The organism is Flavobacterium sp. XN-5, assembly GCF_008033395.2.
Lineage (GTDB): Bacteria > Bacteroidota > Bacteroidia > Flavobacteriales > Flavobacteriaceae > Flavobacterium > Flavobacterium hiemivividum.
This window is the reverse complement of sequence record NZ_VOGZ02000002.1, coordinates 227,256-242,946: the sequence shown is the minus strand read 5'-3', so window position 1 is coordinate 242,946 and position 15,691 is coordinate 227,256. Positions and strand designations below refer to the sequence as shown.

General features: G+C 33.8%; 16 protein-coding genes. 4 read left to right on the top strand and 12 right to left on the bottom strand.

What is annotated here, in order from left to right; genetic code table 11:
• Positions 1–2 precede the first annotated feature (2 nt).
• The 8 genes from FQU23_RS06390 to FQU23_RS06355 all read right to left on the bottom strand — a co-directional run bounded on the left by FQU23_RS06390 (position 3) and on the right by FQU23_RS06355 (position 7,094).
• Positions 3–1,274: a sterol desaturase family protein gene (locus FQU23_RS06390; RefSeq protein ID WP_147673130.1), complete on the bottom strand. Its 1,272-nt coding sequence runs from the start codon at positions 1,272–1,274 to the stop codon at positions 3–5.
• 101 nt (positions 1,275–1,375) lie between these two features.
• Complete coding sequence (locus tag FQU23_RS06385; RefSeq protein WP_132109481.1) at positions 1,376–1,651, bottom strand: ATP-dependent Clp protease adaptor ClpS; 276 nt, start codon at positions 1,649–1,651, stop codon at positions 1,376–1,378.
• 176 nt (positions 1,652–1,827) lie between these two features.
• Complete coding sequence (prmA, locus tag FQU23_RS06380; protein ID WP_147673129.1) at positions 1,828–2,661, bottom strand: 50S ribosomal protein L11 methyltransferase; 834 nt, start codon at positions 2,659–2,661, stop codon at positions 1,828–1,830.
• A gap of 101 nt (positions 2,662–2,762) precedes the next feature.
• Complete coding sequence (gene tpiA / locus FQU23_RS06375) at positions 2,763–3,515, bottom strand: triose-phosphate isomerase (RefSeq protein WP_147673128.1); 753 nt, start codon at positions 3,513–3,515, stop codon at positions 2,763–2,765.
• Between the two features lie 54 nt (positions 3,516–3,569).
• Positions 3,570–4,070: a TlpA family protein disulfide reductase gene (locus FQU23_RS06370; protein ID WP_147673127.1), complete on the bottom strand. Its 501-nt coding sequence runs from the start codon at positions 4,068–4,070 to the stop codon at positions 3,570–3,572.
• A gap of 208 nt (positions 4,071–4,278) precedes the next feature.
• Positions 4,279–5,355, bottom strand: coding sequence for an ABC transporter permease (locus tag FQU23_RS06365; protein WP_147673126.1), 1,077 nt, complete (start codon positions 5,353–5,355; stop codon positions 4,279–4,281).
• Positions 5,356–5,437: 82 nt separating this feature from the next.
• On the bottom strand, positions 5,438–6,538 hold the full coding sequence (locus FQU23_RS06360) for a BT_3928 family protein (protein WP_147673125.1): 1,101 nt from the start codon (positions 6,536–6,538) through the stop codon (positions 5,438–5,440).
• Between the two features lie 13 nt (positions 6,539–6,551).
• Positions 6,552–7,094 carry a DUF1599 domain-containing protein gene (locus tag FQU23_RS06355; RefSeq protein ID WP_147673124.1) on the bottom strand — a complete coding sequence of 181 codons (543 nt, stop codon included), beginning with the start codon at positions 7,092–7,094 and terminating at the stop codon, positions 6,552–6,554.
• A gap of 155 nt (positions 7,095–7,249) precedes the next feature.
• On the opposite strand from FQU23_RS06355, the gene folP reads away from it, so the two are divergent.
• Positions 7,250–8,074: a dihydropteroate synthase gene (gene folP / locus FQU23_RS06350; RefSeq protein WP_147673123.1), complete on the top strand. Its 825-nt coding sequence runs from the start codon at positions 7,250–7,252 to the stop codon at positions 8,072–8,074.
• A gap of 40 nt (positions 8,075–8,114) precedes the next feature.
• Complete coding sequence (locus tag FQU23_RS06345) at positions 8,115–8,756, top strand: hypothetical protein (RefSeq protein WP_147673122.1); 642 nt, start codon at positions 8,115–8,117, stop codon at positions 8,754–8,756.
• A gap of 32 nt (positions 8,757–8,788) precedes the next feature.
• Here the strand turns inward: FQU23_RS06345 and rlmH are convergent, their stop codons facing one another.
• The 4 genes from rlmH to FQU23_RS06325 all read right to left on the bottom strand — a co-directional run bounded on the left by rlmH (position 8,789) and on the right by FQU23_RS06325 (position 13,459).
• Positions 8,789–9,262, bottom strand: a complete 474-nt coding sequence (rlmH, locus tag FQU23_RS06340; protein WP_147673121.1) for a 23S rRNA (pseudouridine(1915)-N(3))-methyltransferase RlmH — start codon at positions 9,260–9,262, stop codon at positions 8,789–8,791.
• Between the two features lie 6 nt (positions 9,263–9,268).
• Positions 9,269–10,687: an adenosine deaminase gene (locus FQU23_RS06335; protein ID WP_147673120.1), complete on the bottom strand. Its 1,419-nt coding sequence runs from the start codon at positions 10,685–10,687 to the stop codon at positions 9,269–9,271.
• 336 nt (positions 10,688–11,023) lie between these two features.
• Complete coding sequence (locus tag FQU23_RS06330; protein ID WP_147673119.1) at positions 11,024–12,286, bottom strand: DUF2254 domain-containing protein; 1,263 nt, start codon at positions 12,284–12,286, stop codon at positions 11,024–11,026.
• A gap of 108 nt (positions 12,287–12,394) precedes the next feature.
• Positions 12,395–13,459, bottom strand: coding sequence for an endonuclease/exonuclease/phosphatase family protein (locus FQU23_RS06325; RefSeq protein ID WP_147673118.1), 1,065 nt, complete (start codon positions 13,457–13,459; stop codon positions 12,395–12,397).
• Positions 13,460–13,841: 382 nt separating this feature from the next.
• On the opposite strand from FQU23_RS06325, the gene nadC reads away from it, so the two are divergent.
• Together nadC and FQU23_RS06315 are read left to right on the top strand one after the other, a co-directional pair.
• Complete coding sequence (gene nadC / locus FQU23_RS06320) at positions 13,842–14,699, top strand: carboxylating nicotinate-nucleotide diphosphorylase (RefSeq protein ID WP_147673117.1); 858 nt, start codon at positions 13,842–13,844, stop codon at positions 14,697–14,699.
• A 56-nt stretch (positions 14,700–14,755) separates the two neighbouring features.
• Entirely contained in the window at positions 14,756–15,688 is a 933-nt protein-coding gene (locus FQU23_RS06315; protein WP_147673116.1) for a YihY/virulence factor BrkB family protein, read from the top strand.
• The last annotated feature ends 3 nt before the right edge of the window (positions 15,689–15,691 follow it).

Genomic DNA, 15,691 nt, shown 5'->3' with positions numbered 1-15,691 from the left:
TTTTAGACGTTGATAAGAGTAGCTTTTTTTGTTTTAAATTCGAAAGAAACGAAATAAATGGACATCGCTAATGAAAGCAGGAGGTAAGAGACAACTATATAACTTCCCATCGAAAACAAGGAATTGAGTCCAAACCAATCTCCAAAATAGTACATAATACCGAGGCCAAATAAAAACCGTACGGTTTCCCAATACACAGAAAACCGACTTTCATCCATTAATTCTGTATAACTATAAATAGTGAGGAATATAAATAGGCCGTAAATAAAAATAGAAGGCAATCCTATCACGGCAATATTATTAAAAAGAAAACTGACAAATAGTAAACTTATTAATGCTTGAAAAACAGACCAATAAATAAGTTTTGATGAAGCATTAGTTCCATGCTTTTCAAAAGCATAAACATTTGTAATCTTGTTTACAGGATACTTTTCTTCAAAATTTTCAGGACGCCATCCAGTAGGTTTAAACCAAATTGTAAATTTATCCTTCCAGTTTTCTGCACGCCAAGAATCAGAAATTAGTAATCCTAAATGCTGAAAGTTAATCCGAATTGGATTCCAAGTTTGTGCTGGTCTTGTAATGCCGTAAACAGGAGGGACGGTTTCTAATTCCTCTTGGAAAGTATGGAATAATTTATCCCAAATAATAAATATCTGCGAGTGGTTCTTGTCAATATATTCTGGGTTAATAGCGTGATGCACTCTATGATGAGATGGAGTAACAAGAATATGTTCTAGAAACCCCATTTTTTTTATATGCTTGGTATGATACCAAAATTGTAAAAACAATTGAATTGGAAGCGTGATAACAATAACAGAAGTAGGCACTCCGATAATTGCTGCAGGAATTAATAAGAAAGTAAATAAATTGACGAAGCTGGAAACGGTTTGTCTTAATGCACAGGCAAGATTGAATTCCTCACTGCTGTGATGAATGGCATGTTTGTTCCAGAAAAAGTTCACCTGATGCGCGATACGATGCGTCCAGTATCCGTAAAAGTCAATGATTATAAAGGCCACGATATACGTATAAACGTTGGCTTCTAAATGAAAAACTGCAATTTTAGAAAGGATCCAATCATAGGAAATAAAAGTTATGCTTAAACCTAAGACGTCTTTTACCGCATTTGTAATTCCAGAACTAACGCTCGATACACTATCCATTAATGGGACGGTGTCTTCGCCTTTATATGCACCATAAATTTTTTCCACGATGATCAGTACCAAGAAAAAAGGCATTGCAAATAGTAATATTTTACCATATTCTTCCATAAAAGCATTCTATTTTACCCAAATATAGGATAAAATAGAATGTTTTTTGAATTATTGTAAAAAAAAAAGAATTAGGTATTTATTACCTTTATTCGTGTAGTTTAGATAATTTCTGCACTTAACCCAGCTTCTAATAAGCTGGTGCATTGTGGTTTTAATTTGTCAAGTGGCCCTGTTTTTACGGTACATTTCCCGTTGTAATGCACAATTAGCGAACATTGTTCTGCTTGTTCTGGTGTATGGTCACAAACACGCATTAAGGTGTCGATTACATGATCGAAAGTATTGACATCATCATTATAAACGATGATTTCGTTATTTTTAGAGGTCACTTCTTTAACACTGACTTTTTCTCTAATTTTTTCTTTTGTACTCATTTTTAAATAATTTAAGGGTTAGATAAAAATATAGTTTGGCTTATCAATTTTTAAAAATGCAAAATACAAAATTTTGCATAGTTTTAAAGGGCGTTCTATTATCTTCATTAATTCTAGTTTCGCAAACGCTCGCCCAATTCGTTCTCCAGTAGGATTATTGGAATGTAATTTAGTATCTAATTTACGTATTTAAGTGAAACCCAGTTGTTTCTTTCAAATTTTTTAACATAAGTTAACCCTTTCTCTGTACAGGAAGCATCGATAAATGGAATGTCTTGCGTATAGAAACCGCTTAATAAAAGCGTTCCTTTTGGGTTTAAGCAATCTACATAAGTTTGCATGTCGTTCAACAAAATATTTCTGTTGATGTTTGCAATAATTAAATCATATTTTTTGTCTTTCAACAAAGAAGCATCTCCTTCATAAACAGTAATATGTTCGCAGTTATTACGTTCCGCATTTTCGATCGAATTCAAATAACACCAGTTGTCAATATCGATGGCGTCAATAGGGCGAGCGCCTTTCATTTCGGCAAGAATAGCTAAAATAGCAGTACCGCAACCCATGTCTAAGGTTTTCATACCAGCAACTTCTGTTTCTAGCAAATGTTGAATCATCATATGAGTCGTCTCGTGATGACCTGTACCAAAACTCATTTTAGGCTCAATCAGGATATCAAATTCGGCATCCGTTTTTGGGTGAAAAGGAGCACGCACATGACAATTTCCTTCGACATCAATTGCTTCAAAGTTCTTTTCCCATTCCTCATTCCAGTTTACCTGGTCTATTTCTTCGAATGTATATTCGATTTTAAATTCCTCTGAATTTAATATTTGAATGTTCTCAAGGATATTTTTATCCCATAATTCTTTTTGTACAAATGCAGAAATTCCAGTCTCCGTTTCCGTAAAACTTTCAAAAGCAGTTTCTCCTAATTCAGCGATTAATATTTCTGAACCTAACTCTTTTGGTTCAACCGTAAAATGGTATCCTATATATATGTTTGACATCTCTATTTTTTTTGCAAAGGTACTCTTTACTTTGTATAATATAAAAATAAAAAAAGCGGTAAATTCAATTACCGCTTTTCGTGTATGTTCAGATAAGAGGTTTAGATTGCGCTTACAATCGCAACAAAATCATCTGCTTTTAATGCTGCACCACCAATAAGGCCACCGTCTACATCTGGCTTAGAGAATATTTCTTTTGCATTTTCTGGTTTTACGCTTCCGCCATAAAGTATTGAAACTTCTTCTGCGATATCGTTTCCATATGCTGTACGAACTGTTTGTCTGATGAATTCGTGCATTTCCTGAGCTTGTTCAGGAGAAGCAGTTTCACCTGTTCCAATAGCCCATACTGGCTCGTATGCCAATACAACATTCCCCCAGTCTGAAGCTTGGATATTGAATAATCCATCTTTCAATTGATTTTCAACTACGTTAAAATGATTCTTAGTTTGGCGGTCTTTTAATTCTTCGCCAAAACAAAAAATCACTGTCATGTCATGCTCTAAAGCAGTATTTACTTTACTAGCAATTAAGGCATCCGTTTCATTAAATATAGCTCTTCTTTCTGAGTGTCCAAGAATTACTGTATTCACACCTACATTTTGCAACATATCAGCAGAAATTTCTCCTGTAAACGCTCCAGCTTCTGCTTGATGCATATTTTGCGCAGCCACATCAATATTAGTGAATTCTAAATGATCAACCGCTGAAGCTAGGTTTATAAAAGTTGGCGCTACAATGACTTGTACTTTAGTTTCAAGAGGCATTTTATCGATCAATTCATTCAATAGATCTTCAGTTTGCTCAGCATTTTTATGCATTTTCCAGTTTCCTGCAACTATCTTTTTTCTCATTTCAATTTGTGTTATATTTAGTTCTTAGTTTTTTAGCTCTTTTTAAAAATGGTATTATTTTAAAGAATCTAAAGTTTCATTAATTTTATCAAAATCTGTTTCTATCGCACGATATAAAGCTATTTTACCAGTCTTATCTACGATAATGTATCTTGGAATCCAATCTAAATCTATTGCTTTTGCAAAAACACCTCCCATTTGATCATTAACCATATACTGATCTCCTACAAGTGCGTGTTTTTCAATTCCGGCTTTCCATTTATCAGCCGTTTTATCCATCGAAAGAAATACATAAGCTACGTCTGGATTATTGGCTTGCAGCTCTTTAATTTTGGGCATTGCTTTTACACAGTCTCCACACCAGGAAGCCCATACTTCTATTACAATTGTTTTTCCTTCGTGTTTCTTTAATATATCTTGAAAAGCAACTTGACTTCCGTCAGTCGATAATAATGTTTCTGTCAAAGCTTCTTTAGAAAATTCAGTTTTTTGTCCTTCAGATTTAGCGCAAGAGAAAGCAAGAAAAGCAGTTAGTAAAGTAAATATTTTTTTCATTTTTTTATTTTTAACAAAGTTAAACAAACAATCTAATTAGGGTATACACTTTAAAAAAAATTAAATAATCTCATTCGAAATAACAAAAAAACCTAGCTCCGTTATAAATTCCAGAATGAAATCGTAATAGTTGGACTTAAAATCAAATCCGGAAGAAGTTAAATTATAATTACAGTAATCAATTCGACCAAAATCCCACTTTTAGGTGTTATGAAAGTCTAATTTTAGGGTCTAAATAGGCATAAATAATATCTACTAGGATATTGATCGCTACAAATGTCGTCGAAATTACCAAAACTGAACCCATGATTACGGGCAGGTCTAGATTATTTAATGCTTCTACTATTTCTTTTCCTAATCCATTCCATCCAAAAATAAATTCAACAAATACCGCTCCGGCAAGCATCGACGCAAACCATCCTGAAATTGCAGTAACCACAGGATTTAACGAATTTTTTAAGGCGTGTTTTCTAATGATTTGAAATTCAGAGAGTCCTTTTGCTCTTGCTGTTCGAATGTAATCTTGACCAAATGTTTCCAATAGTGAGTTTCTCATTAACTGGATAACAACTGCCAGCGGACGGATTCCTAAAACCACTGCTGGTAAGATTATATTTTTCCATCGAATATAGCTTCCTTCGCCAAAATCATCTACTTCATATAAACTTCCCGTCATATTCAAGTGCGTATACTTTTGCAATACAAAACCAAAAAGCCAAGCAAACAAAATTGCACTAAAAAACGATGGAATACTCATTCCTAATGTACTTACAAAAGCAATTAAGCGATCAATCCAGCTGTCTTTATGAAGTGCTGAAATGATCCCTAATAGAACACCAAAGGCTATGGCAATGATAATTGCAAACAAGGCTAATATTGCTGTACTGGGCAAAGTATTACCAATTATCTCAGATACTTTCTTGCCGCTTTTCTGGAAACTTTCCCTTAAATACGGAGTTTTAAGTACTACAATAGAATTCGAAAAAGTAAACAACTGTGCAGCATTGTATTTGCCATCACTCAAATAAGTATAGTCTGATTGTGTTGTACTATGCAGTGAGATCGTTGAGAGATCGTTGAGATAATACAAGTATTGAGTCGCAATGGGTTTATCAAAACCATACTTTTTCTTGATCAATGCTAATTGCTCTGAATTTTCATTTTGATCCAGCATCATTCTTGCGGGATCTCCGGGTAACACATTAAATAAAAAGAAAATGACTGTAATTACCCCGAAAAGAGTAAGCAGAGCATATCCGAATTTATTTAGAAAGTATTTCAGCATTTTTATATATTCAATTGTCAAAAGCGAAAAGTGATTAAGACAAACCTAGGTTTTTCTTCTTCACTTTTCGCTTTTTAGTTATTTATAATTTCAAATCTTCGATGTCGTTGTGATGAACTTTTTGTTTAATCGTTCCTTTTTCAAGAAGTACAATACTAGGATTAGCTCTTTCGATCGTTTTTAAAGTTATTGCATCACATTTATAGAAGTCAAATGTAAGTCCGAATGTTTTCTGAGCTTTTGCAACTTCTTCCGCGCTAGAGTTTGTCATTCCTATTACTTTGTAACCCTTAGCTTTTGCTTCCTGAGCTAATTTTTCCAGCTTTTTCATTCCGTCTTCCTCTGAAATAGCTAAGTCATAAGTAACAATCATCATTAATTTAGGTTCTGCCAGCAACTCGTCTTTATGATCGTAATCGTCTTTCATCATCGTGAAATCATGAATAGGTGGAATATAACCTTCAGTGATTACTTTGTCTTTTCGCTCTACAAAGCTAGCTCCTTCAGGAAGATTCATCAAGTCGTCAGTCGTAAACTCTTTGTCCACTCCATCTACATTATAGATAAACAGCATTTCTACAACAGACTGTGGCGCACCTTCGGGGATTTTCATTCCTTTCTGGATATTAGCTTCTACCTTATAAGGACGAAAGTCTACTAAAGGCAAGTGATTAAGTACCCAAGCAGCCATAATAACACACAAGATTAGAGTGGAGTAGGTAATTATATTTTGAATACTGTTTGCAAAAAGTGGTTTTACTAATTTTTGATTAATGAATAAAATAAGGATAAAGAATAACAAAACGATATCCTTAGTGAAAGACTGCCAAGGGGTTAATTTTAAAGCATCTCCAAAACAACCACAATCTTTTACCACATCAAAATAAGCCGAATAGAATGTTAAGAATGTGAACAATACAATCATAAGCAAGAGACTTCCAATCGTAAATTTTGACTTGTAACCAATAAGAAGCATGACTCCAAGAACCACTTCGACGATGACTAAAAATAGAGCCAAGCCTAATGAAAGCGGAACTAAAAAAGGGATATTAAAAACGGGTTCACTAAAATATTCAGCTAGTTTATAAGAGAAACCTACTGGGTCGTTTAGTTTTATTAATCCCGAAATGATGAAAAGTAAGCCGACGAATAATCTAGAAAATTGAGTAATTATGTTTTTCATTTTTATCTACTGTTTATTTACCAAAATTCATTAATATTAGTGCGAAAACGGAATAGTTAATCATATCTTGATAATTAGCATCAATACCTTCGGATACGATTGTTTTTCCCTTATTGTCTTCGATTTGTTTTACGCGAAGTAGTTTTTGCAAAATCAGGTCAGTTAAAGAACTTACCCGCATTTCACGCCACGCTTCGCCATAATCATGGTTTTTGTTCTCCATTAACTCTTTGGTGAGTCGGACTTTAGCGTCATACAATTCAGTCGCTTTTTCGACATTTAAATCCGGTTGTTCTACAACTCCTAATTCCAATTGGATTAGCGCCATTATCGAATAATTGATGATCCCGATGAATTCTCCAGTTTCGTCTTCGTTTACTTTTCGAACTTCATTTTCCTGTAAACTTCTTATTCTTTGTGCTTTGATGAAGATTTGATCCGTTAAAGAAGGCAGTCGCAAGATGCGCCAAGCACTTCCATAATCGGTCATTTTATTGATAAATAGCGAACGACAAATCGCAATTACGTTATCGTATTCTTGAGAAGTATTCTTCATTATTGATGTATATTTGTCTAAAATTTCCTCAAAAATAGGGATTAATTTTAAAAGGTTTAAAGTTTCAGGTTTAAAGTTAATGGAATTGTTGAGTTTTGTAATTAAACAACTTTGATCATGAAAAATGTAAACCATAAACCATAAACAAAGAAGTAATGACAATAAACTGTAAAGGACAACTTATCGACTTATTAATTCCTAGGGTGATGGGAATTTTAAATGTAACGCCTAATTCGTTTTTTGATGGCGGAAAGTACAATGACGAGAGCGAGCTATTGATTCAAGTCGAAAAAATGATTAGAGATGGGGCTACTTTTATTGACATTGGCGCGTACTCCACTAAACCGAGTGCCGAATTCGTTTCTGAGGAAGAGGAGTTGAATAGAATAATCCCAGTAGTTCAATTAATCTTAAAACATTTTCCGGAAGCTTTGCTTTCGATCGATACATTTAGAAGTGAAGTAGCAAAAGCTTGTATAGAAAATGGTGCTGCCATTATAAACGATATTTCGGCTGGAAATCTGGATGATGCGATGTTTGAGGTTATTGCCAAATACAATGTTCCCTATATTATGATGCACATGCGTGGCACGCCACAAACGATGCAAAGCATGACAAACTATGAAGATATTGTCAAAGAAATGTTGTTCTATTTTTCAGAAAAAGTAAATAAGGCAAGGAGTTTAGGTATTAATGATTTGATTATTGATCCCGGATTTGGCTTCGCTAAAACTTTAGATCAGAATTATGAAGTACTTCGAAAAATGGAATTATTTCAGCTTTTAGAATTACCGTTATTAATAGGTATATCAAGAAAATCGATGATTTATGAGTCTCTTAATAGCAGTGCAACAGAAGCCTTAAACGGAACTACAGTTTTAAATACAATTGGCTTAACCAAAGGAGCCAGTATTCTCCGAGTTCACGATGTAAAAGAAGCGGTCGAATGTGTTCAACTCTGGAGTAAAATTAATTTATAAATAGGGAATTAAAATTCAGAATTCCTTTTAATATAAACAGATGAAATATTTAAGTTTAGTTATTGTTTTTCTTTTGCTTTTGCTTTCCTGCGGAAATAAAGAAGATATATTATTGCCAAAATCGAATGTGACCGTAGTGGCTGATGTGTTAGATCATTCACCCATTTATATTTTTTTTAGAACAAACGGCAACGATACTGTGGCGGAAGTCAATAGAAAAAATAGCATTATTACAACCAATTGGATTTTTAATATTGACAAGCGTCTGCCTTTAAGGCTTGTGATTCCAGAAGTGATGAAACTGCAGGAAAAAAAGCGAACTGAGAAATCGCATGTAAATGAAAAAGCAGAGAATTATTATTCTTATGCCGATAGTATTGGTAAGAATATGGCTTTTTTACCTTTCACAAAAGTGTTTTATAAAATGGAGAAACCTTTTTCGGGGAATCCAGTACTTTACTTTTATAAAGATAAAATTACTGTCAATAATACCGTTGTTGAAAAAACACAATTACAAGAGTATTTAAATACTATGCAAGTAGAAAATAACATTCCGTTTATATTGTATTTTGATAAAAATAGTAGTTATGGTTCTTATATTCAAAATAAGGTTTTTGTAAAAAGCATTAAATTAAATAAGAAAGGTTTGAGTTTTGATGAAAATCAAGAGTATCTATTTTAATAAATACAAAAACTGATTACGGAACACTTTTTTTATTGGTGGTGATATGGTTCATTCTTCAAGATAGTGAAGCCGCGATACACTTGCTCTATGAAAAATAAGCGCACCATTTGGTGAGAAAATGTCATTAGCGAAAGCGATATTTTACCTTGAGCTTTGGCATAAACCGTATCCGAAAAACCATAAGGCCCACCAATTACAAATACTAAAGTTTTTACGCCCGAATTCATTTTCTTTTGTAGTTCTTCAGAGAAGCCTACGCTGGAAAAGTTCTTACCGTTTTCATCTAATAAAATCAATTGGTCAGTGGAGGATATTTTGGCTAGAATCAACTCTCCTTCCTTCTCTTTTTGTTGGCTCTCAGATAAGTTTTTTACATTTTTGATATCTGGAATAATTTCTAAATCAAATTTGATATAAAAAGACAAGCGCTTGGTGTAATCATCAATTAAAGACTGTAATGCTTTATTATCGGTTTTGCCAATGGCGATGAGTTTGATGTTCATTTTAGTCTATTTTAAAGGGAAATTAGCCTCGAAAGTCTTGAAACGAGTATCTAAGTCCTTTATTAATTGTTTTTTCAGCTTTTCGTCCTGTATGAAGCTGAAGTTAATGCTGTTGTAAACATATTGTTTTATATCAGCGTAGGAAATGTCTTTGTATCTTTTGGCTAATAGAACATACTGCTCGGTCATATTTGATCTTAGTATTCCAGCATCATCAGTACTGATTACGATGGGAACTCCAAAATTTCTGTACAACGATATAGGATGGCGGTTTTCCTTGACTTTCAATATGAATTCATTACTCACTAAATTGATTTCGATAACAATCTTATTTTTTGCCATATAGCGCAACAACTCGTACGATTTTGCTTCATATGCCACACCAACACCGTGCCCAATACGATTGGCTCCCGCTGTGTAAACTGCATCGCTAATATGCCAAGTTAAGTCTTCAGGCTGAACTAGTCCTAGAGTAAGTTCGCCAGCATGCATTGAGTATTTTACATTTGGGTACTGAGAATGGCAGTAATTAAACATTATCATATGCAACCAATAATCTTTCATGGATGTTTCACCGTCCTCTGGAGAAACTATATTAACGCCTGCCATAAGCGCGCTCTTGTCTGCTGAGATAAAAGCGACCACTAAATTTTTAAACAAATCAACAGGTTCCATAAAGCGCAACACAAAATTTTGATAGCGCATCGTGAAACGCTGATCATCAATTTTTAAATCATTGTGCATTTTTTCGACAAAGTTAGAATTGAAAGCGCTAGCGTCTTTAGCAGCATCTCTTTCTAACATTTTCTTATACAAAATATCGAGTAGCGCTTTTACTCCTTTTTCGTCTCTTTTAATTGCTAATTGTCTTAATTGCTTATTAAAATCACTTAGATCTTCAGTCGTTATATTGGAAGGAATGGTTGATAATTGCGTTTCGATATAACTTACGTTTTCTGAAATGGCTCTATTTTTTAGTTCCAATAAACCTTCGCCAAAATGACCTGTAATCGCTGGGCTGAATTTATCAAAAGACTCAAAAAATAATTTATCAGATGGGTAGCTAACATGATTGTAATCTTTTACAGACCATTTTTCCATTATTTTTTGTTTGTAAATATCTAGTTCGCCACGACCTTTAATAGCAGAGAATTGTTCCCAGTTTCCAGTGGCAGGTTTTTCTTTAAGCACCTGCATGGTTGCGGTATTGAGGTAGAAATCATCGGCAATAGCATCTTCTAAAATAGGCTCGGCATAAATAGAACCACTAAAATGATGGTGTAAATCGCCTCCTTTTGGCATTTGAGAAAAGAATGCAGTTAACTGCGCTTCATTGTCTCTGATTTTTTCTAAATATTGACTTGGAGATTGTGCAGATCCAAAGTTTAGTATTGCAGAAAAAGCAAGTGTATAAATTAATTTCATAGTAGCGGTTTCTATTGGCCGACGGCTATCGGTAATTGTCCATTAGCGGAATTTATTTTGAATCGCAGAATCGTAAACAGCTGTTATTTTTTCGATTCTAAGAATGCAGTTCAGAATAAATTGGAAGCAAATATAGGTGATAAAGCGAATAAAAAAAATAGTCGCATTAATTACTCATTATTCAGCTTGATATTAAACGGAGTAGTACATTTATTTTTCGAATAGTAAAATTAGCTGTATTTTGATTATTGATCGAAAGGGAGGTTGTTTTTTGATTTTTAGCTTGTTAGTAAGGCATATAGGGATTCTGTTACGAATAATAAAAATTGTATTTTCCTATAATTGTTTGGTAAATAAACTCGCGCTCTTCAATTGATTAATATCATCTTCAAAGTCATTTGCTATTACTGCCCTTTCAAATGATTGATAGGAGTGATGTAAAGCGGCTTTTTTTATAGCAAAATTATCTATGGCGTATAAACTGGTGTAGGCTTTTTGCAGACGTAGTGTTACTTCGATATTTGCTGCACCATCTCTTGCAATGGGTCTAAAGGCATCTTCAAATAAATCACTAATAACAATTTCGGGAACTGCAATTCGATCGAATGTTATCTTTTTTTCGACAGTAATAGTACTAGCATTATTCCAAAGCGAAAATAATCTTACATGACTGCCAATAATTTGAATAGCAGTACCTGGATCGTTAATTCCAGGAGATAAAGCTCTACTCGCTATTTCAGTTAAAGTAATGAGTCCAAAACGAGGATCTTCGTCAAAATATCGGATGTGACCAATTGTAAATGCATTTATCAATTCGCTAAAAACATCTACCACAATTGGATAACTTTGCGGGCTAATGTAAAATAAAGGCTTGTCTAAGGTGACAAAGCTACCTTGAATTGCATTTATGGTAATCAAAACATCTAATTTTTCAGCGATTTCCTGTAGTCTAGACATATTAATCTGTTGTACATAGCCACTTGTTTCGCAAAATACAGCAAGACCTTTTACAGTGGAAGGGTTAACGGCAATACCCCCTAAATTAGGTAATTCCAGTCTGTTTTTTATGGCGTTGAAGGCAGCATTCTCGACCAATTTGATGGTGTGACCCATACGGCCCAATTTAGAAATGCGTTCCACCCATCTTAAAAAAGTAAGTATAACTAAGGTGAAAAACAGTAGTGTGAATACCAGTAAGGTAAAATGACCAGCTGTGCCATAATAGCCGTTTTTTAGCGCGACCATTGCAACTATACTATATATAAAAGCGCCTATAAAAACCGAAAGAGCATTTTGAGAAACATCATCGGCAATTATTAATTTAAAGGACCGAGGAGTTGCAATGCTGCTCGCCGCCGAAAATGCGGAAATCATTGATCCCACTGCGAAAATAGCAATTACTAACATGCTAGCCGAAATGGTGTTTAGCAAATCCCCTAAAGACTCCGATTTAATTTCGGGAACTATTTCATGAATAGATGTAGCATCAGCTAATTTTGCTATTAAAGCACCTAATATCGAAACAACACAAAAAATCAATGGTCTAAACCATAGTTTTTCTCTGAGTCGATTACTAGCATAGAGTATGTTTTTTCTCATGAGATTTCAATTTTTACTAAATTCAAGGATATAATTTTAAAAGTAACTTAGATGGTAGATGGATGTCTAACATAGCAGTTCTAAAGTATATTTTAAAAAGAGGCAAATTTAACGAGGGCTTCCATTTAATCCTGCTTTAATTTTTTCATCAGCTAATGCTTTGTTCTCGCTATCAGCTTCCATTTTATCAGCTTCATCTTCTCTTAAAATAATAAGGCTGATACTTATGGGGAAATGATCAGAGTCAATTGTTTTTTCAACTTTCATGTCGACGAGTCTAAAATGGCTGCTTAAAAAGTAATGATCCAGTGGCCATCGCAATAATAGCTGCTTTGCGTTAAAAGTACTATACATGCCGCGTCCACGTCGAGGATCCATTAATTCGCTAGTTTTTAAGAATAATTCGGTAGTGTAACTCCAGGCCACATCATTCATATCGCCTATAACAATGCAGGGATCTTTATACTCTTTCGCCATTTTTCCAATTAATAGAATTTCGGCATCTCGGTCAGTACTGTATTTGTTTTCTTGAGGAACTGGTGGTGTGGGATGGAGGCCATAGATTCTTACATTTTGGTTGTCGTATTCTACGTCCACAATAATAGAGGGGATTTCCTTATCAATAAGGAAATTGATTTCCTGTTTTTTTAATGGTAATTTGCTGTAAAATAGTAAGCCATAAGTGTTTTCTTGTGGTGTTTCTATATAGTAAGGATATTCTTCTCGAAGACCTATTACCGCTTGTAGCCATTTTTGATCGGTTTCTACTAAGAATATTATATCTGGGTTTCTCTTTTCTATCAATGCAAGAAGTTTTGAATAACTGGTATTGTATTGGTAAACATTAGAAACAAGTATGTTTATAGTATCTTGGTTGGGTGCTTTTACACGGTCAATCATTGTTCTTCCCAGAAACGTAAACGGAAGTATAACATAGAAAAGATGGATGAACGTAACGCCTAGGAAAACAATGATACACCAATCTATTATTATTAGAGAATCTCTAAGCAATAACAGCCAGGCTGCAATAAGAAAGCCAATGATTACAAACTTTTGTAATCGAGGGTAATCAAAAACACGAAAAACCCAAAAATCTTTTTTTATTAATGGCAATAGTACCGTAAGTATAACCAAAAAGGAAAAGAAATAGAGTGAAATCTTTAATATTGTCATGGAATGCTAGTTGTGTTAAATTTTAAAGTGTTTCGTATAAGAGGCATGTAATCTATGTTATGACAGAGTAATTAAAATTGAAAAATATCATATAAAGGATAAAAGTACTCATTTAAGTACTAGTTTACTGCTTTTTTGACAGCAAAAAAAAGAGTTTTTTCGGACAATAAAATTATTCTGCCACAATGAGATAAGGAAATTAAATAAGTCATTAAAACTCAAATTAGAAGTCATTGTGCCGCTAAGAATGTGATCGTTATAAGTAAAGATGTTTATTACTGATACTTTCATTTGGTCTTAAAACTACTAAAAAGATTACAAAGCAAGTTTTTCAATCCACAAAAAATAGCTTACTTTAGCAGTATATAAATTTAGTATAAAAATGATTAGCGAAGCACAATTTCAAAACGAATTACAGATTTTAATTGCAAATGCCATCCGTGAAGATGTAGGTGATGGTGATCATAGCTCGTTAGCTTGTATTCCAGCTTCGGCTCAAGGAAAAGCAAAGTTATTAGTGAAAGATGACGGAATTATTGCCGGTGTCGAATTTGCTAAAATGATCTTCCAATACGTAGATCCAAATTTAGAAATTGAGACCTTTATAGTTGATGGTACGCCAGTAAAATACGGAGATGTAGTATTTCATGTGTCGGGAAGTTCGCAATCTATCCTTAAAGCAGAAAGAATGGTTTTGAACTCGATGCAACGCATGTCAGCCATCGCTACCAAAACAAATAATTATGTCAAGTTACTTGAAGGGACTGATACTAAAATATTGGATACTCGTAAAACCACACCTGGTTTTCGAGTTGCCGAAAAATGGGCAGTAAAATTAGGTGGTGGCGAGAATCATCGGTTTGCCCTGTATGATATGATTATGCTCAAAGACAACCATATTGACTTTGCTGGCGGTATAGCTTTGGCGATAGCCAAAACAAAAGAGTACCTCAAGGAAAATAATTTAGACTTGAAAATTATTGTGGAAGCTCGAGATTTAAACGAGGTTAAGGAAATCGTTGCCTGCGGCGGAGTGTACAGGATTCTATTAGATAATTTTGACTTTGAAATGACTAGAAAGGCAGTGGTTTATATAGGTAATCAAAGCTTAACGGAATCATCGGGAAATATTAATGAAGAAACTATTAGGGCGTATGCTGAGTGTGGAGTGAATTATATATCTTCGGGAGCATTAACGCATTCTGTCTATAATATGGATTTGAGTTTAAAAGCGATATAAATTTACTAATTTCGCAACCTGATCCCAGTTATTAAAGGGACTGATACCTGAATAGAATGAGTGAGGAAATTGAAGAAAAAATTGATAAAATCCCGGTATTGCGCAATTTTGCAATATATCTAAAAAGGATAAAATTGAAGTGGCTGGCTGATTTACGGCTTTATGATTTAATGGAATTGTATGTTTTAGGTATTGTAGAAGGGGCAGTCTCGAATAGGGCTGGTTCTATTGCATTTAGTTTTTTTATGGCATTGTTTCCATTTGCGTTGTTTATTCTTAACCTTATCCCATACATTCCCATTGAGGGATTTCAAGCTGATTTTTTGAAATTTGTATCAGAGGGAGTTCCTCCTAATACATTTTACGCGATTGAAAATATTGTAAATGACATATTACATAATAGTCATTCAGGATTGTTATCTACGGGTTTTATACTGTCTATTTTCTTGATGGCTAATGGATTAAATGCTATTTTGGGAGGCTTTGAAAACTCAAGACATGTCTTAGTAAAAAGAGGTTTTGTTCGTCAATATTTGATTGCCGTGGGAATGTCTGTTTTTTTATCGCTGTTGTTACTACTTACAGTAGGTGTTATTGTAGTTTTTGAAGTATTTATTCATAAATTAACCGCTAATCAGGTTTTAAATGAGCAAATTCCATTAATTGTGATGGGGAGGTATTGTTTTTTAATTGCAATGATTTTGACGACCACCTCAATACTATTCAAATTTGGAACAAAACATGATAAATCAAGAGCATTCATTTCTATAGGATCGGTTTTTTCTACGATTTTAACTATTATTATTTCGTATTTTTTTGGAATTTGGGTTATCAAATTTTCTCAATACAACCAACTTTACGGCTCGATAGGAACTTTACTGATTGTGATGTTCTATATCTGGATAAACTGTATGATTTTACTTCTAGGTTTTGAATTGAATGCAGCAATAAATAATTTGAAAAGAAAAAATAATATTAAAACAATCTAAATG

Bases quoted from the DNA above. Each gene is read 5' to 3' on its own strand.
- FQU23_RS06390 (WP_147673130.1), bottom strand. From the start codon at position 1,274: ATGGAAGAATATGGTAAAATATTACTATTTGCAATGCCTTTTTTCTTG.
- FQU23_RS06385 (WP_132109481.1), bottom strand. From the start codon at position 1,651: ATGAGTACAAAAGAAAAAATTAGAGAAAAAGTCAGTGTTAAAGAAGTG.
- prmA (WP_147673129.1), bottom strand. From the start codon at position 2,661: ATGTCAAACATATATATAGGATACCATTTTACGGTTGAACCAAAAGAG.
- tpiA (WP_147673128.1), bottom strand. From the start codon at position 3,515: ATGAGAAAAAAGATAGTTGCAGGAAACTGGAAAATGCATAAAAATGCT.
- FQU23_RS06370 (WP_147673127.1), bottom strand. From the start codon at position 4,070: ATGAAAAAAATATTTACTTTACTAACTGCTTTTCTTGCTTTCTCTTGC.
- FQU23_RS06365 (WP_147673126.1), bottom strand. From the start codon at position 5,355: ATGCTGAAATACTTTCTAAATAAATTCGGATATGCTCTGCTTACTCTT.
- FQU23_RS06360 (WP_147673125.1), bottom strand. From the start codon at position 6,538: ATGAAAAACATAATTACTCAATTTTCTAGATTATTCGTCGGCTTACTT.
- FQU23_RS06355 (WP_147673124.1), bottom strand. From the start codon at position 7,094: ATGAAGAATACTTCTCAAGAATACGATAACGTAATTGCGATTTGTCGT.
- folP (WP_147673123.1), top strand. From the start codon at position 7,250: ATGACAATAAACTGTAAAGGACAACTTATCGACTTATTAATTCCTAGG.
- FQU23_RS06345 (WP_147673122.1), top strand. From the start codon at position 8,115: ATGAAATATTTAAGTTTAGTTATTGTTTTTCTTTTGCTTTTGCTTTCC.
- rlmH (WP_147673121.1), bottom strand. From the start codon at position 9,262: ATGAACATCAAACTCATCGCCATTGGCAAAACCGATAATAAAGCATTA.
- FQU23_RS06335 (WP_147673120.1), bottom strand. From the start codon at position 10,687: ATGAAATTAATTTATACACTTGCTTTTTCTGCAATACTAAACTTTGGA.
- FQU23_RS06330 (WP_147673119.1), bottom strand. From the start codon at position 12,286: ATGAGAAAAAACATACTCTATGCTAGTAATCGACTCAGAGAAAAACTA.
- FQU23_RS06325 (WP_147673118.1), bottom strand. From the start codon at position 13,459: ATGACAATATTAAAGATTTCACTCTATTTCTTTTCCTTTTTGGTTATA.
- nadC (WP_147673117.1), top strand. From the start codon at position 13,842: ATGATTAGCGAAGCACAATTTCAAAACGAATTACAGATTTTAATTGCA.
- FQU23_RS06315 (WP_147673116.1), top strand. From the start codon at position 14,756: ATGAGTGAGGAAATTGAAGAAAAAATTGATAAAATCCCGGTATTGCGC.